The organism is Promicromonospora soli (assembly GCF_014653785.1).
Taxonomy (GTDB): domain Bacteria; phylum Actinomycetota; class Actinomycetes; order Actinomycetales; family Cellulomonadaceae; genus Promicromonospora; species Promicromonospora soli.
In genome coordinates, this window is the sequence record NZ_BNAS01000004.1 from 126206 (window position 1) to 148123 (window position 21918).

The following is a 21918-nucleotide window of genomic DNA, read 5'->3' on the forward strand; positions in this document are numbered from 1 at the left end:
CCACTTTACGGGCCGACGCCGGGGCGTTGCCCGTGGCCCGCCACCGGCCGCCGGCCGGACGCCGTGTGCCGCCAGGGGCCGTCACGACAGTCAGGACAGGATCGTCACCCGGTACTCCGGCGGCAGGTGGTCGTGCGCCTGCTCGAAGACCTGCACGTCCGGGGCCCACCCGTCGGCGCCCGCAATCCGCAGTGCCGACCGGACGCCGTCCGTCAGTGCGTCCGGGCCGCTGTCCAGCCCGCCGGGGACTCCGCCGCCGGCGACAACCAGGCAGTCGGCGAGGCGCAGCAGGTCGGCGGGCCCGGCGTCCAGCCGCGCCCAGTCCGGCGGCACCTCCAGCGCCTCGACGTCCGAGGCCCGCGCGCCAAGCACGTCCGCGAGCGCAAGCAGCGCCACGGAGGCGCCCGTGCCGGCGGCGGGACGGTCGCTGTCGGCCCAGGGCAGGCCCGCTCCGGCGCGGTACCCCGAGCCTGTCGAAGGGCGGTGCCCCGAGCCTGGCGAAGGGTCGGGCAGCCAGCGGTCGCCGATGCCGGAACCGGCCAGCGAAGGGCGCATGCGCCCGTGCCGGAGCGCCGGGCCGTGCGCCAGGACCAACGGCACGCGGCCGCCCGCGGTGACCCCTGCCAGGGCGGCGGCCACGGCCTCGCGGACGCCCGCGAGCGGGTCGGGCCGCAGGCCAAGGACGAGCCCCGGAACGAGCAGCGGGGTCGCAGGCAGGATCACGGCGCGCACAATTGACGAAAGTAGCACCGGCCGCGGCCCCGAGCCGTTCCTGGCCGATTCCACCCCCTTTCGCCGCGTTCGGCGCAGCGGAGGAACGGGTCTGGCGGGTACTGTGGGCAGGTGAGGTTCTTCGGGTCACGACGCCGGAACACGACGGGCGACGGCGACCGTGCGGCCACCGGCCCGCAACAGCCCGAGCCCAGGGAACTCGACGATGACGAGCTACGGGCACAGGTCGAAGGCGTGCTGCTCAGAGAGCTGACGGGCGGCCTCGACGATCCCTCCTCCATCCCAGAACCGCTGACTCGCGATCGCGTCGTCGAGTGGCTGGGCGAGAACGGGTTCAGCTATTTCGTGGACTCCGAAGGCGATGTCGGCGGGCTGTGGCACGGCTGGCTCTTCTACTTCCTGATGGTCGGCGAGAGCTCCGAGGTGCTCCAGGTGCGCGGGCAGTGGCACCGGGACCTTACGATCGAGCGGCTCGAGGAGATCCTCGAGCTCTGCAACGAGTGGAACGCCGAGCGCATCTGGCCCAAGACCTACGTCCGCGTGCGCGACAACGGCGCTGTGCTCGTCTACACCGAGGTCACGGTCGACCTGGAGCACGGCGTCACGGAGGACCAGCTGGACCAGCTGCTGCAGTGCGGGCTGACCACCGGCTCCATGTTCTTCGAGCACCTCGACGAGACGTTCCCCGACCCGCTGAGGTCCGCCCCATGAGCCCCGCCCTGGGCGGGGGCGGCGCCGGCCGCTGGCTCGCACGACTGCTCAACCCGCGGCCGCCGGCGGCGCGGCGCACTTCGGGGACACAAACCCGCACGCTCGGGAGCATCCCGATCGAGAAGCCGCGCCCGCTGACGACGCAGCGGGTCGGCGACGACCTCTCCCGCCGCGGCTACCGCTTCCGCATCGACGACGACGGCGACGTCACCGGCACCTGGGACGGCAACCGGTTCTGGTTCCTGCTGCTCGGCGAGCACGACGAGATCCTGCAGGTGCGCGGCCGCTGGGCCGGCGCGCTGCCCGCCGCCGCACGGCTGGCCGTGCTGCAGGCGGCCAACGACTGGAACCGCGAGCGCATCTGGCCCAAGGTCTACACGCGCGAGGAGGGCGCGGGCCTCGCCCTGTACGCCGAGGTGTCGGTCGACTTCGAGCACGGCGCCACCGAGGAGCAGCTCGCCCAGACCGTGTCGTGCGGGCTGGTCACGGCCAGCCAGTTCTTCTCCACGGTCGCCTCGCTGGCACCGCCGCCGGACGAGCCGTTGCCGGACGATCCGTCGCCTGACGAGAAGTAGCCGCGCCGCACCAGTCCTGATGGGGACTGCCCCGCGTCAGCGACGCAGGGTCGGCAGCCCCAGCGAGACCGGGCCCGACCGCGCAGGCGCGCCGTGCGAGTGCTCGTCCTCTCCGCCGCCGAGCCGCGCCTTCTCCCGCGCCGCCCAGGCGTCGCCCGAGCGGGTCCGGCGCACCGGCAGGCCGTCGGTCAACGGCGAGTCCGCCAGCAGGTGGTGCGGGGCGGCCTTTGTCACGGTCACGGTCACCATGTCGCCGGGACGCGGCAGCCCTTCGGGCACGACGCCGGCCAGCCGCGGGTCGTCCAGGTTCGTCGGTGCCTGCGTGAGGTCGACGTCGGCGAGGTGCGCGCCCGGGTCGGGCAGCGTGGGCAGGCCGAAGTGCACCAGACGGTTGTCCGCGGCACGGCCCGACAGGCGGTGCATCGCGCCGTCCTTCCTGCCGGACCCCTCGGCGACGAGGACCTCGAGCGTGCGCCCCACCTGCTTGTCGGCCTCTTCCGCCCCGATGCGCTCCTGGAGGGCGAGCAGGCGCTCGAACCGCTCCTGCACCACCTCCTTGGGCAGCTGGTCCGCCATCGTCGCGGCCGGCGTGCCGGGGCGCGGCGAATACTGGAAGCTGAACGCCGAGCTGAAACGGGACGCCTCGACGACGCGCAGGGTCTCGGCGAAGTCCTCCTCGGTCTCGCCCGGGAAGCCGACGATGATGTCGGTGGTGATCGAGGCGTCCGGCATCGCTGCGCGGACCCGGTCGAGGATGCCGAGGAACTTCTCCGAACGGTAGGAGCGGCGCATCGCGCGCAGGATCCGGTCGGAGCCGGACTGCAGCGGCATGTGCAGCTGCGGCATCACGTTCGAGGTCTCGGCCATGGCGGCGATGACGTCGTCCGTGAACGCGGCCGGGTGCGGGGACGTGAACCGCACCCGCTCCAGGCCCTCGATCCGGCCGCACGCGCGCAGCAGCTTGGCGAACGCGCCCCGGTCGCCGAACTCGACGCCGTAGCTGTTCACGTTCTGCCCCAGCAGAGTCACCTCGATCGCGCCCGCGGCCACGAGCGCCTCCACCTCGGCGAGGATCTCGCCCGGACGGCGGTCACGCTCCTTGCCCCGCAGGTGCGGCACTATGCAGAACGTGCAGGTGTTGTTGCAGCCCACCGAGATGCTGACCCAGCCGGCGTAGACGGACTCGCGCCTGGTCGGCAGCGTGGACGGGAAGACCTGCAGGGACTCGGCGATCTCCACCTGCGCCGCCTCGTTGTGCCGGGCGCGCTCCAGCAGCACCGGCAGTGCGTCGAGGTTGTGCGTGCCGAACACGACGTCGACCCACGGCGCCTTCGCCACGATGTCGCCGCGGTCCTTCTGGGCCAGGCATCCGCCCACGGCGATCTGCATGCCCGGACGCGCCGCCTTGATGCTCGCGAGCTGGCCCAGGTTCCCGTACAGCTTGGTGGCGGCGTTCTCGCGCACGGCGCACGTGTTGATCACGACGACGTCGGCCGCGTTCGCCGCCTCGTCCTGGCTGGACGCACGCGTGTAGCCGGCTTGTTCGAGCATGCCGGCCATGTGCTCCGAGTCGTGCACGTTCATCTGACACCCGAGGGTGCGCACCAGGTAGGTGCGCGGCGGCTGCTCGGACGCGTCATCGCGGACGGCGCTGTCGGTCCCGGGGTCGGTCGCAGCGGCGTCGAGCATGGCTGTGGGGAGGGTGGTCGTGGACATCCCGTCGATTTTACGACCCCTGTCGAGTCGCGCTGAACAGGGTCGTTCTCTCGCATAGCGGGCATCTGTTACCGAAACGTTGTGCTGTGATGACCGGTCGACTTGGCCGTTGAAACATCGGATCGTTAGGTTCAAGGGATGGACCAGAGCACCTCGGCCGCCGGCCAACCGACGGCCGACGAGATCACGGACGCTCCGACGTCGGATCGCGCCCTCGGGGCGCCCCTCGTGGAGCTGAAGCGTGTAAACAAGCACTTCGGCGCGCTGCACGTCTTGCAGAACATCGACCTCACCGTCCGCAAGGGCGAGGTGCTGGTCGTGATCGGCCCGTCCGGCTCCGGCAAGTCCACGCTGTGCCGGGCGATCAACCGCCTCGAGACCATCGACGACGGCACCATCGCCATCGACGGCAAGGAGCTGCCCGAAGAGGGCAAGGCCCTCGCGAAGCTGCGGGCCGAGGTCGGCATGGTCTTCCAGTCGTTCAACCTGTTCGCGCACAAGACCGTGCTCGACAACGTGACGCTCGGACCGCGCAAGGTCCGCGGGATGAGCAAGAAGGCCGCCGAGGAGCATGCCCGCAAGCTGCTCGACCGCGTGGGTGTCGGCAACCAGGCGGGCAAGATGCCCGCACAGCTGTCGGGCGGCCAGCAGCAGCGCGTGGCGATCGCACGTGCCCTCGCGATGCAGCCCAAGGTCATGCTCTTCGACGAGCCGACGTCGGCGCTCGACCCCGAGATGATCAACGAGGTCCTCGACGCCATGGTGGCGCTCGCCCAGGAGGGCATGACCATGATCGTCGTCACGCACGAGATGGGCTTCGCCCGCAAGGCCGCGAACCGCGTGGTCTTCATGGCGGACGGCCAGATCGTCGAAGAAGCTCCGCCCGAGGAGTTCTTCACGGCGCCCAAGAGCGAGCGGGCGCGCGACTTCCTCTCCAAGATCCTGACTCACTGATCATTCACTGACTGATCTTTCACTGACTGATCCCAGCCAAGGGGTTTCCGTACCGGGACCCGAACTACCGAAGGGGAATCATGCGTAAGCACACCATGGGGCTGCTGGCGATTGCGGCGGCGTCTTCTCTCGTCCTGTCAGCTTGTGGCGGCGCCGAGCCCGGCGAGCCGACTGGCGACGACACTGCCGCCGCAGGCGGCGGCGAGACCATCCGCATCGGTATCAAGTACGACCAGCCTGGCCTGGGCCTGCAGGAAGGTGACACGTTCACTGGCTTCGACACCGATGTCGCCCGCTACGTGGCTGACAAGCTCGGCTACGCCGAGGACCAGATCGAATGGGTCGAGACCATCTCCGCCAACCGCGAGACGGCGCTGCAGAACGACGAAGTGGACATGATCTTCGCCACCTACTCGATCAACGACGAGCGCAAGGAGCTCATCGATTTCGCCGGCCCGTACTTCGTCGCCGGCCAGGACCTGCTGGTCTCGGTCGACAACACCGACATCACGGGCCCGGAGGACCTGGAGGGCAAGAACCTCTGCTCGGTCACCGGATCGACCTCGGCGGAGAACATCAAGGCCGAGTACGCCGAGGGCGTGCAGCTCGTGGAGCGCCCTGGCTACGCCGACTGCGCGACTGCCCTCGCCTCCGGCGCGGTCGACGCCGTCACCACTGACGACATCATCCTCGCCGGCCTGGCCGCGGCCGAGGAGAACGCCGGCAAGTTCAAGGTCGTCGGCAACCCGTTCTCCGAGGAGCGCTACGGCGTGGGGCTGCCCGACGGCAGCACGGACACCTGCGAGGAGGTCAACGCCGCGATCACCGAGATGATCGAGGACGGGACCTGGGAGGAGCTGGTGACCGCTAACACCGAGGGCACCGGCTACGTCCCGAACGACGAGCTGAACCCGCCGACGCCGGACGAGTGCGAGTGACCTTCCTGACCGACGTCTGACCACCGTGCCCGACGCCGGACCATCCGCCCCCGGGCGGCCGCCGGTCCCGCGTCGGGCACGCCGGGCGTCGTCGGCCCTGCCGCAACGCCCCTGACCATCCCTCCTGAAAGGTGACCGTGGACGACCTCCTCGCCGGGTTCGCCGAGCTCTTCGCGCAGTACGACGTGCTGGCCGCGTTCTGGGTCAACATCCAGCTCACGTTCTGGGCCGCAATTCTGTCCCTGGTCCTCGGCACCGTTCTCGCGCTGATGCGCATCTCACCCATCGCGTCGCTCCAGTGGGCCGGTACCGCCTACGTGACCATCTTCCGCAACACGCCGCTGACGATCATCCTCACGTTCACGTACCTGGTGGTGTTCGCGCAGCTCGGGATCGCTCTCTCGGACGACCTCAACGCCACGTTCTTCTGGTACGCGGTGATCGGCCTGGCCGTCTACCACGCGGCGTTCGTCTGCGAGGCCATCCGCTCCGGCGTGAACACCGTGCCGGTGGGCCAGGCCGAGGCCGCGCGTGCGATCGGCCTCTCGTTCCTGCCCGCGGCGAGCATGGTCATCCTCCCGCAGGCGTTCCGCGGCGCCATCGCGCCGCTCGGCAACACGCTCATCGCGCTGCTGAAGAACTCGACCGTCGCAGTCGCCGCCTCGGTCGCGAACGAGACGTCGTCGCTGATGAGGACCATGATCGAGTTCCGGCCGGACCTCATGGTCGCGATCTTCCTGCTGTTCGCGATCGGCTACGTCATCCTGGTGATCCCGATCGGCCTGACCACTACCTGGCTGTCCACCAAGCTGGCGGTGAAGCGATGACCGCGTCCGTCCTCTTCGACACTTCCGGTCCGCGCGCCCGCGCACGGGCACGGGTCGGCAACATTGTCTCAGCACTGGCGGTGCTCGCCGGGCTCTGCTGGGTGGCCTACGTGCTGTACACCAAGGGTCAGTTCGCACCGTCGCTCTGGCAGAACGCCGTATCCGCCGAGGCGTGGCAGTTCTACTACCTGCCGGGCCTGCAGAACACGCTGCGGTCGGCGCTGTTCGCCACGGTGGGGGCGGTCGTCTTCGGCATCGTCTTCGGCGTTGGACGGCTGTCGCAGATCCGTGCGGTCCGGTGGTTCTCGGGCGTCATCGTGGAGTTCTTCCGCGCGGTGCCCGTGCTGCTGATGATGATCTTCTTCTACATGTTCTTCTCGGCGCAGGCCCAGTGGATCGCCGACCGGCCGTTCGCAGCGGTGGTGGTGGCTCTGGTCCTGTACAACGGCTCCGTCATCGCGGAGCTGGTCCGGGCCGGCGTCGGAAACCTACCGAAGGGGCAGGGCGAGGCGGGGCTCTCGATCGGCCTGACGCCCGGACAGACGCTCCGCTCGGTCCAGCTTCCGCAGGCTCTCGTCGCCATGCTCCCCGCGATGGTGTCACAGCTCGTGGTGGTGCTCAAGGACTCGGCGCTCGGCCAGATCATCCTTTACCCCGAGCTGCTCCGGTCCGCCCAGATCCTCTCGTCCAAGGAGCAGAACCCGCTGCAGGCGCTGGTCGTCGTGGCGATCGTGTTCATCGTGATCAACTGGCTGCTCACCGTTCTGGCGCACCGGCTCGCGAGGCTGCTGTCCAGCCGGACGGCGGGGGCCACGATCGAGGGCACAGGCATCGGGAACCCGGCGGCCGTGGCCGGTGGACCGATTGGCGGGGGCCCTGGCCCAGGCTCGGGCATCGGCGGCGGCTGACGCGAGGCGTGGGCGTCGCTCGATGCCCTGCCCTCGGCGGATGTGCCAGAGGCGCTCCAGCAAGTGTGCTGGAGCGCCTCTGGCGTGTCTCTGGCGTGTCGCGCCCGATGCGGTTGCGGCGCGTCCGATGCGGTTGCGTGCCGGCTCAGTCGATCTCGACGCCCATCAGGTCGTCCGTCTCCTCGCCCTCCGCGGCGAGCGCGTCACGGACCAGCTCGAACGCCAGGCCGGGCGCGTAACCCTTCCGGGCCAGCGAGCCGACGGCGCGGCGCACCCGCACCTGCCGTTCGAGACCGCGCGTGCGGGTGATGAGCTTGGCGGCCAGCTTCGCGCCCGCTACCCGCTCGTCGTCCGGGTCGAGCTGGTCCAGCGCCTCGGTGGCCGTGTCCTCGTTGATGCCCCGCCTGCGCAGTTCCGCGGCGATGCCGCGGCGGGCAAGCCCCCGCTCGGCGTGCCGGGTGCGGACGATGGTCTCTGCGTACGTCGCGTCGTCCACCAGGCCCACCTCGTCGAACCGGTCGAGCACCTGCACGACGACGTCCTCCGGGTACCCCTTACGGGCCAGCGACTGCTCGAGCTCGCGGCGGGACCGCTGAGCGGCCGTCAGGATCCGGAGGACTGCCTCACGGGCCTTCTCGACGGCGTCGTCCCGGCTGATCTCGCCGGCCTCCAGGCGCTCCGCGACGGTTCGCCGTGGCTCTCGGTCGGCGCTGCCGCGACGGCCGCGACCGCCCGTCCGGCCGCCCTCCTGGGTGGCCGGACGGCCCCGACGCTTCCCCACGCCGGGACCATCCGCTGGATCACCGTACTGCACGTCAGAACGGTGCCTTCTCGGCGGCCGCCTCCGCCTTCTCAGCGGTCTTCGACACCGCCGGCTTGGTGGCTCTTGAACGTGCGGCGGTCGACTTGGTGGCCTTCGCCGTGGTGGTCGTCCGGGAGGATGAGCTCGCAGCCGCGACGGTGCCCGTGGCCGGTCCGGTCTCGGTGGTGGTCGTGGCGGCAGCAGCACCCGTGCCCTGGTCCGCCGGGGCGTCGACCTTCGGTCCCACGCCCAGCTTCTCCTTGACGCGCTTCTCGATGTCGTTGGCGAGGTCGGGGTTGTCGCGCAGGAAGGCCCGCGCGTTCTCCTTGCCCTGGCCGAGCTGGTCACCCTCGTAGGTGAACCACGAACCGGACTTGCGCACGAAGCCGTGCTCCACGCCCATGTCGATGAGGCCGCCCTCGCGGGAGATGCCGTGGCCGTACAGGATGTCGAACTCCGCCTGCTTGAACGGCGGGGCCATCTTGTTCTTGACGACCTTCACCCGGGTGCGGTTGCCGACCGCGTCAGTACCCTCCTTGAGGGTCTCGATGCGGCGGATGTCGAGCCGGACCGATGCGTAGAACTTCAGCGCCTTGCCACCGGTGGTGGTCTCGGGCGAGCCGAAGAACACGCCGATCTTCTCGCGCAGCTGGTTGATGAAGATGGCCGTCGTCCCGGACGAGCTGAGCGCACCCGTGATCTTGCGCAGGGCCTGCGACATGAGGCGGGCCTGCAGACCAACGTGGCTGTCACCCATCTCGCCCTCGATCTCGGCCTTGGGTGTCAGTGCGGCGACGGAGTCGATCACGATGATGTCGAGCGCGCCGGAGCGGATCAGCATGTCCGTGATCTCCAGGGCCTGCTCGCCGGTGTCCGGCTGCGAGACCAGGAGCGCGTCGGTGTCGACGCCGAGCTTCTTGGCGTAGTCCGGGTCCAGCGCGTGCTCGGCGTCGATGAACGCCGCGATGCCACCCTGGCGCTGCGCGCTGGCCACCGCGTGCAGCGCGATGGTCGTCTTGCCCGAGGACTCCGGACCGTAGATCTCGACGACGCGGCCGCGGGGCAGGCCGCCGATACCGAGCGCCACGTCGAGGGCGATGGAGCCGGTCGGGATCACCTCGATGGGCGCCCGGATCTCGTCGCCGAGGCGCATGACCGAGCCCTTGCCAAAGCTGCGGTCGATCTGAGCGAGGGCCGCTTCGAGGGCCTTGTCGCGATCTGCTGGTGCGGGCATGTGCAACACCTTCGGTTTCGGGGCGCTCTGTGTGCGCCGGCGTGGATGGCTCTGTACGTCGTGACGACCGTACGCGGAGCCACTGACACGAACGCCTTCTCCGGCCGCCGCCTGTGGACGACGTTCCGAAATCCGTGCCTGTGGTCAAAGTCTAGCCGAACGCCTGTTCGAGGCAAGGCGGGACACACCGGTGTGTCGTGGGACATCTCACCGGGCTCGGCGGATCCGCTCGCCGGCTCGGGTTCCGCTTACCGGCGGGGCGGCGGAGCCTGCCGGTGCTTGTCCTTGCCCCACCGCTCGGTGTCGGGCACGTCGAGCGCATCGCACAGCGCGTGCCACACGTCGCGCGGCTCGTCGCCGTCGTCCAGGGCGACCGCCGGGGTGCGGCCGTCGAGCGCGGGCAGCATCTGCTCCCGCGCGAGAGCACGCCCGTATGCGGGACCGAAGACCTCGTCGATCAGCTGCCAGAAATCCCGTTCGCGCACTGGTCAACCCTACGTCCCCCGACGCTGGTCCTGAGCGCGTCCCGGTTCGTGTCAGTGGTCGGGGACAGAATGGGTCCATGCCAACGCCCGACGGCTCGCTCTCCCGGTTCGGACCCGCCACCCGCACGTGGTTCACCGGAGCGTTCGCCCAGCCCACCGCCGCCCAGGCCGGTGCGTGGGACGCCGTCGCGCGCGACCAGCACGCACTCGTGGTGGCGCCGACCGGGTCGGGCAAGACGCTCGCGGCGTTCCTCTGGTCGATCGACCGGATCATGTCGGCTCCCCCGCCCAAGGAGCGGGCAAGCCGCTGCCGTGTCCTGTACGTGTCGCCGCTCAAAGCCCTGGCCGCGGACGTCCAGCGCAACCTGCGCTCCCCGCTGACGGGCATCCGGCAGGCCGCGGCCAGGGACGGCATCGAGGTCCCGGACGTCACCGTCGGCATGCGCACGGGTGACACGCCCGCCAACGAGCGGCGCTCGTTCGCCACCCGCCCGCCGGACATCCTCGTCACCACGCCGGAGTCGCTCTACCTCATCCTCACCTCGTCGGCCCGCGCCGGGCTCGCAGGCGTGGAGACCGTGGTGCTCGACGAGATCCATGCCGTCGCGGGCACCAAGCGCGGCGCACACCTCGCCCTCAGCCTGGAGCGGCTCGACGCCCTGCTCGACCGGCCGGCGCAGCGCATCGGCCTGTCCGCAACGGTGCGCCCGGTCGAGGCCGTGGCCCGGTTCCTCGGCGGCGGGCGCAACGGCGCCTCGGCGCGCGAGGTCGCCGTCGTGCAGCCGCCGTCGCACAAGGAGTGGGCCATCGACGTCGTCGTGCCCGTCCCGGACCTCGCTGACCTCGACAGCGCGCCCACCCCCGACCTGTCCGACGCCGACTCGTCCGCGCCGGACGGCCAGGAGATCGACCTGTCGGGCGAGGCCACACGCCCGCTGCGCCGGGCATCGGTCTGGCCGCACGTCGAGGAGCGCGTGGTCGACCTCGTGGCCGACCACACCTCCACCATCGTCTTCACGAACAACCGGCGGGGGGCGGAGCGGCTGACCGCCCGCATGAACGAGGTCTGGGCGCAGCGTCAGGGGCTGGACATCGCCGACCCGGCAGGCACCTGGGCCGCACTGGTGCCGGGCCAGTCGGGCACCGCCGCCGGCATCCCCCGGCCCGTGCCCGGGGAACGCGGCATGCCCGAGGCCGTCCCGGGCCAGGGTGAGACAGTCCTGGCGCGCGCCCACCATGGGTCGATGAGCCGCGCGGAGCGCACCCGCACCGAGACGGAGCTGAAGGAGGGCCGGCTGCCCGCCGTGGTCGCCACGTCCTCCCTGGAGCTGGGCATCGACATGGGTGCGGTAGACCTCGTTGTCCAGGTCGGGGCTCCGCCGTCGGTCGCGAGCGGGCTGCAGCGCATCGGCCGCGCGGGGCACCAGGTGGGCGCGGTGTCCAAGGGCGTCGTCTTCCCGCTGTTCCGGGGCGACCTCGTGCCGGCGACCGTCATCGCGCAGCGCATGCGTACGGGCGCGATCGAGCACATGCACGTCCCCACCAACCCGCTCGACGTCCTGGCGCAGCAGGTGGTGGCCGCGCTCGCCATGGACGACTGGAACGAGGCCGACCTGCTCGCCCTGGTCCGCCGTGCCGCGCCGTTCGCACACCTCGGCGACGCCACGTGGCGTGCGGTGCTCGACATGCTCGCGGGCCGCTACCCCAGCGAGGACTTCGCCGAGCTCCGCGCCCGCATCATCTGGGACCGCGCCACAGGCATGCTGCACGGCCGGCCCGGCGCGCTGCGGCTGGCCGCCACGAGCGGCGGCACCATCCCGGACAAGGGGGCCTACGGCGTATTCCTCGCCACGGAGACGCCTGACGGCGGTACAACGCTCACCGACAGCGTGACGGGGAGCGGCGGCACCAACCGCAACCGCGGCGGCAAGCGGGTCGGCGAGCTCGACGAGGAGATGGTCTACGAGTCCCGTGTCGGCGACACGTTCACGCTGGGGTCGAGCACGTGGCGCATCGAGGAGATCACCACCGACCGCGTGCTGGTCACCCCGGCGCCCGGCCTGCCCGGACGCCTGCCCTTCTGGAAGGGTGACGCCCCGGGCCGCCCGGCCGAGCTCGGGCGCGCGGTCGGCGCGTTCGTCCGCGAGGCCGACGCCGCCCTGGCCGCCGACCCCAGCGCCGGGCGCAAGCACCTGCGCGAGGCCGGTCTCGACGACTGGGCCGCGGACAACCTCGCCGCGTACCTCACCGAGCAGCGGCTGGGCACGGGCCGTGTGCCCGACGACCGCACGGTGGTGGTGGAACGGTTCCGGGACGAGCTCGGCGACTGGCGCGTGGTGATCCACTCGCCGCTCGGCGCGCGCGTGCACGCGCCGTGGGCGCTCGTGATCGCCGCCCGGCTGCGGGCGCGGTTCGGCCTGGACGTGGCCGCCATGCACTCGGACGACGGGATAGTGCTGCGGCTGCCGGACTCCAGCGGCGGCTGGGAGGGCGACCCGTGGGACGTGAGCGCCGCCCCGTCCGCGGACGGCTTCGGCAGCGACGGCGAGCCGGCGCACGCGCAGCACACATCCGGGCGGGTCACCCTCGAGGACCTGCTCCTGGACCCGGACGAGGTGCTCGGTGCCGTGCGGGACGAGCTGGGCTCGTCGGTGATGTTCGCCGCGCGGTTCCGCGAGGCAGCGGCTCGCGCCCTCCTGCTGCCCCGGCGTCGGCCGGACAAGCGGCAGCCGCTGTGGCAGCAGCGCCAGCGGTCCGCCCAGCTGCTGGAGGTGGCGAGCCAGTTCCCGGACTTCCCGATAGTGCTGGAGGCGGCCCGCGAGTGCCTGCAGGACGACTTCGACGTCACCGCCCTGGCCGACCTCATGCGCGAGATCGCCGCGGGCGGCGTCCGGGTCGTGGAGGTCACGACGCCCACGCCGTCGCCGTTCGCGCAGTCGCTCCTGTTCGGCTACACGGCCCAGTTCCTGTACGACGGCGACGCGCCCCTGGCCGAACGCCGTGCGGCCGCGCTGTCGCTCGACCCGGAGCTGCTCGCCGAGCTGCTCGGGGAGCAGGGCTCGGCCGACCTGGCGGACCTCCTGGACCCGGGCGCCGTGGAGCGCACGGAGGCCGAGCTGGCCGGGCTCGCGCCCGACCGGCAGGCGCGGGACGCCGAGGGCCTGTGGGACCTGCTCCGGCGCACGGGCCCGCATCCGCTCGACGCCCTGGAGGCGCGCACCCGCGAGGAGGCCCGGCACGCCGTGGCCCACTGGCTCGACGGTCTGGAGGCGGCCCGTCGGGTCATCCGCGTCCGGTTCGCCGGCGCGGAGCAGTGGGCAGTCGCGGAGGACGCCGGGCGCCTGCGTGACGCGCTCGGCGTGGCGCTACCCGTGGGCATCCCCGAGACGTTCACCGAGCTCGTACCGGACCCGCTCGGCGACCTCCTGCGTCGCCACGCCCGCACGCACGGGCCGTTCGGCGCGTCGGCGGCAGCCCAGCGGTTCGGGCTCGGCGTCGCGATCGTCGCCCACGGGCTGGCCCGGCTCGAGGCAGACGGCGCCCTCGCGCGCGGGCGGCTCCGGCCCGGCGCGCTCGGCGGCACCGGAGACGAATGGTGTGACCCCGGGGTGCTGCGCCTGCTCCGGCGACGTTCGCTGGCGGCCCTGCGGGCCGAGGTGGAGCCCGTGGAGCAGGAGGCCCTCGGCGCCTTCCTGCCCCGCTGGCAGAACGTCTCCACGGGACTGCTGCGCGGCCCGGACGGGCTGGTGCAGGCGATCGAGCAGCTCGCGGGCGCGGCGGTCCCGGCGTCGGCCCTGGAGACCCTCGTGCTGCCCGCCCGGGTGACCGACTACTCCCCCGCCCTGCTCGACGAGCTGACGGTCGCGGGCGAGGTGCTGTGGTCCGGGCACTCCCGCCTGCCCGGTTCGGGCGGCGGCGACGGGCTGGTGTCGCTCCACCTGGCCGACGGCGTCCCGCTCACCCTCCCCCCGCTCGAACCCGTCGAGGAGGAGAGCCCGCTCGACTCCGCGCTCCACCGTGCAGTGCTGGACCTGCTGACGGGGTCGGGCGGCTTCTTCCTGCCCCGCGTCGCCGAGCTCACCGGAGCCGAGCCGGACGCCGTGCTCGAGGTGCTGTGGGACCTCGTGTGGGCCGGACAGGTCACCAACGACGGGCTGGGGGCGCTCCGGGAGCGGGTCAGCGGCGCCGGTGCCCATCGTGCGCCCCGCACCGCGGCGCGGGCGCGGCCGGTGCGGCGGTCACGGTTCGCCGTGTCGCCGGGACGCCCGGCCTCGGCCCTCCGGGCAGGCACCTCGACCCCGGGAGGCGGTGGCCGGTGGGCCGCCCTCCCCCTGCGCGAGGCCGACCCCACCCTGCGCGCGCACGCCCTGACCCAGGTGCTCCTCGAACGGCACGGCGTCCTGACCCGGTCCGCCGCGGCGGCCGAGGGCGTCGGGGCCGGCTACCGCGACGTGTACCGCGTGCTCTCCGGCCTGGAGGAACGCGGAACGGTGCGCCGGGGGTACTTCGTGGAGCATCTGGGCGGCTCGCAGTTCGCCCTGCCCGGCGCCGTCGACCGCCTGCGGGTCGACGCTCAGGACCGTGCGCGGGTCGTCGAGGCGGAGCTGGAGGTCGCGGAGCGGACTACCGCCGTCGCGACGGCGACCGGCGCGAGCAGCACGAGCGGTGCCGTCGTGCTCGCCGCGATGGACCCCGCGAACCCGTACGGTGCGGCCCTCGCCTGGCCTGCGGGCCCGGCGTCGGACGGCGCGTCCCGCAGCGCATCCGGCGGCCCGACCGAACGCGTCGCGGCAGACGCGGCGTCGGACGACGGGCCGGCGTCGGAGGTGGCCGGCGACGGCAAGCCCGTCTCGGCCCACCGGCCGGGCCGCAAGGCCGGGGCGGTAGTCGTGCTCACCCATGGTGACCTCGCCTTGTTCGTCGAGCGGGGCGGGCGCACGGTGCTGTCGTTCACGCAGAGCCCCGCGCGGCTCGCGGCCGCTGCCGCGGTCCTGGCCCGTACCGTCCGCGAAGGCCGGCTCGGGCGGCTGGTGGTCCAGCGGGTCGACGGCGTGCCCGCGCTGGAAGCGGCGCGACACCATCCGGTGGCGCGCGCGCTCGTGGAGGCGGGCTTCGCGGTCACACCACGGGGTCTGCGGATCTCGATCCGCTGAGCACCACCCCCGGCTCGGCCGCCAGGGCGGTGCCGAAGTGGACGGGCTCCGCGCGCGGCACGCGCCGGTTGTGGGTCCGTCCACTTCAGGTGGGTGATATGCCGGTTGCGCACCCTTCCCCGGCCGGGGCGCGCACTACGCTGTAGCCCCACGACGAGGGGAGCATTCGTGCCCGAGGGCGATGTACTGCGCCTCACAGCCGAGCGTCTCACCGCAGCGCTGCGCGGCATGCCGCTCGTCCGTGCGGAGCTGCGCTGGCCCAGCGCCGGCGCCGCGAACCTGACGGGCGCCACGGCGCTGGAGACCACCGCCTACGGCAAGCACCTGCTCACCCGGCTCGACGACGGCCGCACCCTGCACACGCACCTGCGCATGGAGGGGCTCTGGAAGGTCCACCGCACCGGTTCCCGCGACGCATCGGCCCGCAATCCCGCCATCCGCGCAGTGCTCGCGACGGACGCCTGGACCGCCACGGGATGGCATCTCGGGATGCTCGACCTGCTGCGTACCCACGACGAGTCCCGCATCCTCAGCGGGCTGGGGCCGGACGTCCTCGGCGACGACTTCCCCACCACCGGCCTGCCCGAGGCCGCCGCGCGCCTCGTCCGCGAGTACGAGCGGCCGCTCTGCGCCGCCCTGATGGACCAGCGCACCGTCGCCGGTATCGGCACCATCTGGATGGCCGAGTCACTGTTCTCACGGCGCCTGTGGCCCTGGGCGGCGGCCGGCTCGCTGTCCGAGGAAGAGCGCGACGACCTGCTCCGGACCGCTCGCAGGCTCATGGAGCGCAGCGTCGCCGTGGGCCGCGCCCGCGGCATGGGCGCCGTCGAGATGCATGTGCACGGCAGGGCCGGCCGGCCCTGCCGCCGGTGCGGCACACCGATCGGCGTCGGCTCGGCGAACGAGAAGCCGTACGAGCGCCCCGTGTACTGGTGCCCGTCCTGCCAAGCCCCTAGCTCGAAGTAGAGCTGCAGCGAGAAAGAACCAGGGTGGGACCCCCGATATGCGGGGTCCCACCCTGGTTCTTTCTCGCTGCAGTTCTACTTCGAGCCTGTCGGCTCAGCCGACCGGTGCCAGGTCCGTCTGGTCGACCCCCCGCCGCGCTGCGGACCGGTCGCCTCCCCTGGCCAGCAGCCCAGCGACGAAGTCCGCCGGGATCGTGTCGGGGATCTGGAATCCTTCGGCCACCGCCACGCGGTCGCTCACCTCACGCAGCACCAAGGACAGCGGCACGTCGAGCGCCTCGCAGATGGAGCCGAGGAGCTCGGACGACGCCTCCTTCTGGCCACGCTCCACCTCACTGAGGTAACCCAGCGACACTCGCGCCGCCGACGACACCTCTCGCAGGGTGCGCCCCTGACGCTGCCGCGTGTCACGCAGCACGTCTCCGATTTCTCGCCGTAGTACGACCATCTCGCGCCCCCTTTCGGTGCCTGTCCCTGAACTCACGCCCTGCCCAGCCTGGGCCGGACGTGCCTTGCGTGTGGTGCGGCCTCCGTGAACGGAGGTCGTTCTACCGTACCCCGCGCTCGAAGAGTTCTTGCGCCGGCTCCGGGTGGTCGGCCTGTTCGTGATCACACCGGGACCAACGCTGTGGATATGAGCCTTGTTCCCGAAGTGCACTCACGTCAAGCCCTGTGCAAGATTAGGCCAAGAAGTTTCACATGTCTGTAACTTCGGGAAATGCAGACTGGTCTGCCTCGAGGTTTTCACCCGGTGACTCGCTGACGAGCATCAACGCCAGCTCGAGCACCCCGCGTGCGGCGTCACCGATCACCCGGGACCGATCGCCGTCGAGGTCCAGACGGTGCACCTCGGTCGCCACCGGGGTACTCACCGCAACGAACACCACACCCGGCTCTTGACCGTCCTGAGGTTCCGGTCCCGCGACGCCGGTCGTGGCGAGGCCCACATCGGCGCCCGTCGCCTTGCGCACGCCCGCCGCCATCTGCGCAGCGACCGCCTCGTCCACCGCGCCCCGCTCGGCAAGCAGCTCCGCGTCCACACCGAGCATCTCTGCCTTCAGATCCGTGGCATAGGCGACGACGCCGCCGCGCAGCACACTGGACGCACCCGGCACCGACACCAGAGCCGCCGTGACGAGCCCGCCCGTGAGCGACTCGGCCACCCCGAGGGTCCACCCCCGCGCCGCCGCCGCGGCCAGGAGCCGGGCCGCGGTCATGTGGTCGATGCCTTGGCCCGGGCGTTCTGGCGGATCTTCCAGCCCTGGTACACGTACTCGACGCCCGTCACGACCGTCACGACGAACGCGGCGATCAGCACGATCCAGGCGATCACCGTGAGCCAGTCGAGGCCTTCGCGCGGCAGCAGGAACAGCGAGATCGCCACGGACTGCAGAACAGTCTTGAGCTTGCCGCCCCGCGAGGCCGGCATCACCTCGTACTTGAGCATCCCCATGCGCATGAACGTGATGCCGAGCTCACGCACCAGGATCACCACCGGGATCCACCACGGCAGCTCGCCGAGCGGGATCCAGAGCAGGATCAGGGCGGCACCGATGAGGAGCTTGTCCGCGATCGGGTCGAGCAGCTTGCCCAGGTCGGTGACCAGACCACGCGACCGGGCGAGGTAGCCGTCCACCTTGTCGGAGAGCGCGGCGACCACGAACAGCGCCGTGGCGATCAGGCGCCATGTGACGGAGTCCCCGCCCTCGGCGAGGAGCGCCCAGGCGAAGAACGGGACCATTACGATGCGGATCATCGTCACGACGTTCGCAATGTTCCACGGTGACGGTGCATCGTTGACCATTGCTCAAGCCTAACGGCGGTTCACCCGCCTCCCGTACGGCTCGGCGCGTCAGGAGGCTCGCTCCTGCGGTCGGCCTGCAATAGCATCCGGACGTGACCACCGTCCGCGTCCTGCGGCTCCTCGCGTCCGCTGCACTGGCCGGCGCTCTCGTCACCACGGCCGCGGGCTGCACGCCGGTCCGCGGCCCGGTCACGGCAACGCCTCCAGCCGTCACCGGCAGCGCGAGCGCGACCCCGTCGACGGAGCCGTCGGCACCCCCCGTCGCTCCGGACCCGCCGGAGCAGGACATCGAGCTCACCCTGCTCGCCGGGGGCGACGTCCTGCCCCATGGCCCCGTCAACGAGTCCGCGACCGGACCGGCCGGTATCGACTACTCGCCGCTGCTGGCGGGCGTCGATCCCTGGGTGGCCGGCGCGGACCTGGCCCTGTGCCACCTGGAGGCGCCGGTCGCGCCGCCGGGCACGCCGGCGGCGGGCTACCCCGTGTTCGCCGCGCCCCGGGAGCTGGTCCGCGACCTGGGCGAGCAGGGCTGGGACGGCTGCTCGACGGCGTCGAACCACGCGGCCGACGCCGGGTACGACGGCATCGCGGCGACGCTCCGGGCGCTGGACCGTGCCGGGATGGGCCACGTCGGTACCGCGCGCGACCGACGCGAGTCGCTCAGCGCCCAGTACTACGAGCTGCGCCGGGACGGCCGGACCGTCACTGTCGCCCACCTCGCGGCGACGTACGGGCTGAACGGGTTCACCGCGCCCCGCGGGACCTGGTCGGTGGACCTGATCGACACCCGGCGGATCGTCCGGCAGGCCAAGGCTGCCCGGGCCGCGGGGGCGGACCTCGTGGTGGTCAGCCTGCACGACGGCTACGAGTACGTCGCCGATACCACCCCGCACCAGCAGGACACGACACGGGCCCTGGCCCGCTCCCGGCAGGTGGACCTCGTGATCGGTCACCACGCGCACGTCCCGCAGCGGGTCACGCGGCTGCGCGGCGGCCCAGGGGGTGACGGGATGTGGGTGGCCCACGGCCTGGGCAACCTCCTCTCCAACCAGGGAGCGGACTGCTGCGGTACGTGGGCCACCGCCGTCGGGCTGCTGCTGGTCGCAGACATCGTCCAGCCGCCCCGCGGGCCCGCTCGGGTCACGGGCGTGCGCTGGGCGGCGACGACGGTCGACCTCGCCGCCGGGCACCGGCTGCGCGGCACGCGCGACGCGCTCGCGCACCCGGGCAGCGGGCGGCTCACGGTCGCCGACCTGCGGGAGCGGCTCCAGATCGCGCGGGAGGCGGCCGGGGACGCCGCGAAGGAGCAGCGCACGCCGCCCCGTCCCACGGGCGGCCCGCCAGTCGTCGTCCAACGGGACCGCTGACCTGTCGGGCCTCGGCCGACCGGTCGGGCGCTCAGGTCACCTTCAGTGACCTGAGCGCCCGACACCTGCGGACATGTGGCAGGTCAGCGCATCGCTTCGGCGTCGTCGTGATAGTCCCTGGCGACGGGCGGCATGTGGCCGTCCGTCCCCTCGGCGTACTGGTCCTCGGCCGCGTATGCCGCCTCGGCCGCACCGTCGTCGTCGGACGCCGCCTGGTCGAAGACCTGGGCGGGCTCGCCGCGGATGAGCGCGAGCGCGGACGGCAGCTCGTCGGCGGACACCAGCACGTCGCGCGCCTTGGAGCCCTCCGAGGGCCCGACGATCTCCCGGGACTCCAGGAGGTCCATGAGCCGCCCCGCCTTCGCGAAACCCACGCGAAGCTTGCGCTGCAGCATGGACGTGGACCCGAACTGGGTGGTCACCACGAGCTCGGTGGCCTGCAGCAGCAGGTCGAGGTCGTCGCCGATGTCCTCGTCGACCTGCTTCTTGGCCGCGGCGGGCGCTGCGACGTCCTCGCGGTAGATCGGCTTGAGCTGGCTCTTCACGTGCTCGACGACCTCGTGCACCTCGGACTCGGTGACCCAGGCGCCCTGGACGCGCATCGGCTTGGCCGCGCCCATCGGCAGGAACAGCGCGTCACCCTGGCCGATGAGCTTCTCGGCACCCGGCTGGTCCAGGACCACGCGCGAGTCCGCGAGCGAGGAGGTCGCGAACGCGAGCCGCGAGGGCACGTTCGCCTTGATGAGGCCGGTCACCACGTCGACGGACGGGCGCTGCGTCGCCAGCACGAGGTGGATGCCGGCGGCGCGTGCGAGCTGGGTGATGCGCTGGATCGAGGCCTCGACGTCGCGCGGGGCGACCATCATGAGGTCCGCCAGCTCGTCGACCACCACGAGCAGGTACGGGTACGGCGCGATCTTGCGCTCGGAGCCCGGCTGCGGCTTGACCTTGCCTGCCCGCACCGCGGTGTTGAAGTCGTCGACGTGCTTGTAGCCGAACATCGCCAGGTCGTCGTACCGCGCGTCCATCTCGCGCACCACCCAGTCGAGGGCCTCGGCGGCCTTCTTGGGGCTGGTGATGATCGGCGTGATGAGGTGCGGGATGCCCTCGTAGATCGTGAGCTCGACGCGCTTGGGGTCCACCAGGATGAGGCGCACCTGCTCGGGCGTCGACCGCATGAGGATGGACGTGATCATCGAGTTGATGAAGCTCGACTTGCCCGCGCCGGTGGCTCCCGCCACGAGGATGTGCGGCATCTTTGCGAGGTTCGCGACCACGTAGCCGCCCTCGACGTCCTTGCCCACGCCCATCACCATGGGGTGCTCGGTGCGCCGCGCGGCGCCGGAGCGCAGCACGTCGCCCAGCACGACGGTCTCGCGGTCGGAGTTCGGGATCTCGATGCCGATCGCGGACTTGCCGGGGATCGGTGACAGGATGCGCACGTCCGCGCTCGCCACCGCGTACGCGATGTTGTTGGACAGCGACGTGATGCGCTCGACCTTGGTCTTGGCGCCGACCTCGACCTCGTACCGGGTGACCGTCGGCCCGCGGCTGAAGCCGGTGACCTTCGCATCGACGCCGAACTGCTCGAACACGCCGGTCAGCGACTCGACCACCCGGTCGTTCGCGGCCGACCGCGCCTTGTGCGGCGGCCCCTGCACCAGCACGTCCTCGTCGGGCAGCAGGTAGACCGTGTCGCCCTCCAGCATGGGCTGCACGCCCCGCGGGATCGGCGCGCCGGCCTGCGGCGGCTTGAGCCCGTCGGCGCCGGCCGGCTTCGCACGCTCGCCGTCGGGCCCGAGCACCCCGGGGCCGATGGCGGGAGCCCCCGTGACCTTGCCTGCGGACTCGCTGGTCGGGATGCGCTGCGTGGTGAGCTTGCCCGCCTTCGCGGCGCGCTCGGCGGCCTCCACCTCGGCGGCCTTCTCGAAGGCCTCGTCACCCACGAACCCGGCCAGGCGCTCCTTCTCGGCGGCGATCTCCTCCCTGGTGCGGCGCTTGCGTCGCTTCGTGGTCCCTGCCGCGCCGTCGTGCGGCGAGACGCCCTCGGCCAGGGCGAGCCCACCCTCGGTCGTGGCGGCGACAGGCTCGCGGTGGTTGCCGGTGAGCCGGTCGTACAGGCCGCGCAGGCGCGCCGGGATCCGGTGCACCGGCGTCGCGGTGACGATGAGGATGCCGAAGAACCCGGCCAGCACGTACAGCGGGATCGCGAACCACTGCGTCAGGCCGGTGACCACCGGGGTAGCGAAGAGGAACCCGATCACGCCGCCGGCGTCCTGCACCGGGGTGAAGCCGTCGGCGGGTGAGGGCAGGCCGGCGCTGATGTGCACCAGGGAGCAGGTGGCGACCACCAGGAAGCTGAGGCCGATCGCGACGCGGCCGTTCTGCTGGGCGCGCTCGGGGTGGCGCATGACCCGGAAGGCGAGCCACATGAGCAGCACGGGCAGGGCCACACCTGCGACGCCGAACGTGCCCGCGACCACGGCGTGCACGCCGACGCCGAACGCGCCCTCGATGCCCCACCACTCACGCGCGGCGACGATCACCGCCACGGCGAGAAGTGCGAAGCCGACGCCGTCGCGCCGGTGGTCCGGTTCCAGTTCCTGCCCTCCCTGCTGTTCCACGTTCTGCGCGCCGCCCTCGGACGCGTCCGGCGTGGCGCGCGGCCCGGCGGCGCGGGTCGCGCCGCCGACGGCGTGTGCCATACCCATCCACAGCCCGCGCAGCGCCCGGACCGGCCACGGTGG

The 21918-nt window shown here is 72.0% G+C and carries 18 protein-coding genes; 9 read left to right on the forward strand and 9 right to left on the reverse strand.

Features of this window, described 5'->3' with window-relative positions; genetic code table 11:
* Positions 1–90 precede the first annotated feature (90 nt).
* Positions 91–723, reverse strand: coding sequence for a hypothetical protein (locus IE250_RS13705; RefSeq protein WP_189669854.1), 633 nt, complete (start codon positions 721–723; stop codon positions 91–93).
* 120 nt (positions 724–843) lie between these two features.
* Between IE250_RS13705 and IE250_RS13710 the strand changes: the two genes are divergently transcribed.
* Positions 844–1443, forward strand: a complete 600-nt coding sequence (locus IE250_RS13710; RefSeq protein ID WP_229872449.1) for a type III secretion system chaperone family protein — start codon at positions 844–846, stop codon at positions 1441–1443.
* Entirely contained in the window at positions 1440–2018 is a 579-nt protein-coding gene (locus IE250_RS13715) for a type III secretion system chaperone family protein (protein WP_189669855.1), read from the forward strand. The genes IE250_RS13710 and IE250_RS13715 overlap by 4 nt, the downstream gene beginning before the upstream one ends.
* A gap of 36 nt (positions 2019–2054) precedes the next feature.
* On the opposite strand, the gene miaB is transcribed toward IE250_RS13715, so the two are convergent.
* Positions 2055–3734: a tRNA (N6-isopentenyl adenosine(37)-C2)-methylthiotransferase MiaB gene (miaB, locus tag IE250_RS13720; RefSeq protein WP_189669856.1), complete on the reverse strand. Its 1680-nt coding sequence runs from the start codon at positions 3732–3734 to the stop codon at positions 2055–2057.
* Between the two features lie 138 nt (positions 3735–3872).
* On the opposite strand from miaB, the gene IE250_RS13725 reads away from it, so the two are divergent.
* From IE250_RS13725 to IE250_RS13740, 4 genes are all read left to right on the forward strand, one after another.
* Positions 3873–4688: an amino acid ABC transporter ATP-binding protein gene (locus tag IE250_RS13725; RefSeq protein WP_229872450.1), complete on the forward strand. Its 816-nt coding sequence runs from the start codon at positions 3873–3875 to the stop codon at positions 4686–4688.
* Positions 4689–4768: 80 nt separating this feature from the next.
* Positions 4769–5626 (forward strand): glutamate ABC transporter substrate-binding protein, encoded by an 858-nt coding sequence (locus tag IE250_RS13730; RefSeq protein WP_189669857.1) that lies wholly within the window; start codon positions 4769–4771, stop codon positions 5624–5626.
* A 137-nt stretch (positions 5627–5763) separates the two neighbouring features.
* The gene (locus IE250_RS13735; RefSeq protein WP_189669858.1) at positions 5764–6453 is read left to right on the forward strand and encodes an amino acid ABC transporter permease; all 690 of its coding nucleotides are present in this window, start codon (positions 5764–5766) and stop codon (positions 6451–6453) included.
* Positions 6450–7361 (forward strand): amino acid ABC transporter permease, encoded by a 912-nt coding sequence (locus tag IE250_RS13740; RefSeq protein ID WP_189669859.1) that lies wholly within the window; start codon positions 6450–6452, stop codon positions 7359–7361. Before IE250_RS13735 ends, IE250_RS13740 begins: the two co-directional genes overlap by 4 nt.
* Positions 7362–7506: 145 nt before the next feature.
* On the opposite strand, the gene IE250_RS13745 is transcribed toward IE250_RS13740, so the two are convergent.
* The 3 genes from IE250_RS13745 to IE250_RS13755 form a co-directional block, all read right to left on the reverse strand.
* Positions 7507–8142, reverse strand: coding sequence for a regulatory protein RecX (locus IE250_RS13745; RefSeq protein WP_189669860.1), 636 nt, complete (start codon positions 8140–8142; stop codon positions 7507–7509).
* A gap of 34 nt (positions 8143–8176) precedes the next feature.
* A complete protein-coding gene (gene recA / locus IE250_RS13750; protein WP_189669861.1) occupies positions 8177–9397 on the reverse strand; it encodes a recombinase RecA in 1221 nt (406 codons plus the stop codon).
* A gap of 248 nt (positions 9398–9645) precedes the next feature.
* Positions 9646–9882 carry a DUF3046 domain-containing protein gene (locus tag IE250_RS13755; protein ID WP_189669862.1) on the reverse strand — a complete coding sequence of 79 codons (237 nt, stop codon included), beginning with the start codon at positions 9880–9882 and terminating at the stop codon, positions 9646–9648.
* A 77-nt stretch (positions 9883–9959) separates the two neighbouring features.
* Between IE250_RS13755 and IE250_RS13760 the strand changes: the two genes are divergently transcribed.
* Together IE250_RS13760 and IE250_RS13765 are read left to right on the forward strand one after the other, a co-directional pair.
* The gene (locus IE250_RS13760) at positions 9960–15035 is read left to right on the forward strand and encodes an Lhr family helicase (protein ID WP_189669863.1); all 5076 of its coding nucleotides are present in this window, start codon (positions 9960–9962) and stop codon (positions 15033–15035) included.
* Positions 15036–15203: 168 nt separating this feature from the next.
* Positions 15204–16001 (forward strand): DNA-formamidopyrimidine glycosylase family protein, encoded by a 798-nt coding sequence (locus IE250_RS13765; RefSeq protein ID WP_189669864.1) that lies wholly within the window; start codon positions 15204–15206, stop codon positions 15999–16001.
* Positions 16002–16094: 93 nt separating this feature from the next.
* Here IE250_RS13765 and IE250_RS13770 read toward each other — a convergent pair whose 3' ends face one another.
* The 3 genes from IE250_RS13770 to pgsA form a co-directional block, all read right to left on the reverse strand.
* Positions 16095–16448 (reverse strand): helix-turn-helix domain-containing protein, encoded by a 354-nt coding sequence (locus tag IE250_RS13770; RefSeq protein WP_189669865.1) that lies wholly within the window; start codon positions 16446–16448, stop codon positions 16095–16097.
* 247 nt (positions 16449–16695) lie between these two features.
* Positions 16696–17217 (reverse strand): CinA family protein, encoded by a 522-nt coding sequence (locus tag IE250_RS13775; protein ID WP_189669866.1) that lies wholly within the window; start codon positions 17215–17217, stop codon positions 16696–16698.
* Positions 17214–17804, reverse strand: a complete 591-nt coding sequence (pgsA, locus tag IE250_RS13780; RefSeq protein ID WP_189669867.1) for a CDP-diacylglycerol--glycerol-3-phosphate 3-phosphatidyltransferase — start codon at positions 17802–17804, stop codon at positions 17214–17216. Before pgsA ends, IE250_RS13775 begins: the two co-directional genes overlap by 4 nt.
* Before the next feature lie 92 nt (positions 17805–17896).
* On the opposite strand from pgsA, the gene IE250_RS13785 reads away from it, so the two are divergent.
* On the forward strand, positions 17897–19171 hold the full coding sequence (locus tag IE250_RS13785) for a CapA family protein (RefSeq protein WP_189669868.1): 1275 nt from the start codon (positions 17897–17899) through the stop codon (positions 19169–19171).
* Positions 19172–19254: 83 nt separating this feature from the next.
* Here IE250_RS13785 and IE250_RS13790 read toward each other — a convergent pair whose 3' ends face one another.
* Positions 19255–21876 carry an FtsK/SpoIIIE family DNA translocase gene (locus IE250_RS13790; RefSeq protein ID WP_189669869.1) on the reverse strand — a complete coding sequence of 874 codons (2622 nt, stop codon included), beginning with the start codon at positions 21874–21876 and terminating at the stop codon, positions 19255–19257.
* Positions 21877–21918: the final 42 nt, after the last annotated feature.

Coding starts and splice junctions, on each gene's coding strand:
- IE250_RS13715 (WP_189669855.1), top strand. CDS start 1,440: ATGAGCCCCGCCCTGGGCGGGGGCGGCGCCGGCCGCTGGCTCGCACGA.
- IE250_RS13790 (WP_189669869.1), bottom strand. CDS start 21,876: ATGGCACACGCCGTCGGCGGCGCGACCCGCGCCGCCGGGCCGCGCGCC.
- IE250_RS13740 (WP_189669859.1), top strand. CDS start 6,450: ATGACCGCGTCCGTCCTCTTCGACACTTCCGGTCCGCGCGCCCGCGCA.
- IE250_RS13730 (WP_189669857.1), top strand. CDS start 4,769: ATGCGTAAGCACACCATGGGGCTGCTGGCGATTGCGGCGGCGTCTTCT.
- miaB (WP_189669856.1), bottom strand. CDS start 3,734: ATGTCCACGACCACCCTCCCCACAGCCATGCTCGACGCCGCTGCGACC.
- IE250_RS13725 (WP_229872450.1), top strand. CDS start 3,873: ATGGACCAGAGCACCTCGGCCGCCGGCCAACCGACGGCCGACGAGATC.
- IE250_RS13760 (WP_189669863.1), top strand. CDS start 9,960: ATGCCAACGCCCGACGGCTCGCTCTCCCGGTTCGGACCCGCCACCCGC.
- IE250_RS13775 (WP_189669866.1), bottom strand. CDS start 17,217: ATGACCGCGGCCCGGCTCCTGGCCGCGGCGGCGGCGCGGGGGTGGACC.
- pgsA (WP_189669867.1), bottom strand. CDS start 17,804: ATGGTCAACGATGCACCGTCACCGTGGAACATTGCGAACGTCGTGACG.
- recA (WP_189669861.1), bottom strand. CDS start 9,397: ATGCCCGCACCAGCAGATCGCGACAAGGCCCTCGAAGCGGCCCTCGCT.
- IE250_RS13770 (WP_189669865.1), bottom strand. CDS start 16,448: ATGGTCGTACTACGGCGAGAAATCGGAGACGTGCTGCGTGACACGCGG.